General features: G+C 46.5%; 1 protein-coding gene and 1 pseudogene. Both read right to left on the bottom strand.

Annotation, left to right across the window (positions count from 1 at the left end; translation table 11 throughout):
* Positions 1-25 precede the first annotated feature (25 nt).
* On the bottom strand, positions 26-661 hold the full coding sequence (gene dhaL / locus B3O33_RS01035; protein ID WP_292361953.1) for a dihydroxyacetone kinase subunit DhaL: 636 nt from the start codon (positions 659-661) through the stop codon (positions 26-28).
* A gap of 153 nt (positions 662-814) precedes the next feature.
* Positions 815-983: pseudogene (locus B3O33_RS01030) on the bottom strand (porin); the annotation flags it as partial.

Here is a 983-nt window from a genome sequence, read left to right as displayed (position 1 = left end):
CTCTGTGCCCTATGTGTCTCTGTGGTTAACCATTTTCAAGAATCACATCAGCAATAGCACACAGCATCAACTGGCTGGTGCGGGCACCGGCATCGATATGGCCCCGGGCGCGTTCGCCGAGAAATGATGCTCGGCCTTTGGTGGCGAGCATATCCTCCGTCGATTCCATCCCTTCAATTGCCGCTTGTTTCATACTCTCCAGTGCAATGGACAGTTCGGCTTCATGGGTCATGCTCTCCTGCAGACTGGTTGAGGCTGGAATCAGGGTATCCAGCATGGTTTTTTCACCGATATCAGCTTTCCCACGGGCTTTAATGGATTCCACGCCCGCCGTAAAAATCTCGCTGATACTTTCCAATGCAACAGGTTTCTCTTTGGCTGTTTTACCCATCGTGACAAACATGGATCCAAATAATGATCCCGATGCGCCACCCATGGTCGACATCAATGTCAACCCGATTTTGCTCAACGCGGCTGAAAAGTCCAGTTGTTCCAGTTCATCACGGTTTTTCAGCAATGCGTCAATTCCCCGCTGCAGGTTAATCAGGTGATCACCATCGCCAATCGCCTGATCCAAATGCGCAATTTCATCTGCATGACTGTTTATGGTATCTTTGATAGCGTGGATAAACGGTAAAACAGAAATACTGCTGTCAGACATACATACCTCTTAACCTGGTTATTAGCATAATCGGCTTAGCATAACGTAGCTTTTGATTTCCGAAAACGTCAGAAGCTAAAAAAAAGCCCCAACCCGAAGGTTGAGGCTTTTTATCAGTTTTAAACTAAACCCGGAGGTTTAGAAAATAACTGCTTACCAGCTGATGAAACCACCGATAGCTAATACGTCAGTGTCTAACTCGCCACCGCTGTGGAATTCATCTTCCATTTGCGAGTATTCAGCAACCAGTTTCAGGTTTGAAGTCACATCGTGGTAAACACCTACAGTCCACATGCTACGTTTATCAATATCATAAGTAGCA

The sequence above is a fragment of the Methylophaga sp. UBA1464 genome, assembly GCF_002325665.1.
GTDB lineage: Bacteria > Pseudomonadota > Gammaproteobacteria > Nitrosococcales > Methylophagaceae > Methylophaga.
The sequence above is the reverse complement of the archived record's forward strand: the minus strand, read 5'-3'. Positions and strand labels throughout refer to the sequence as shown.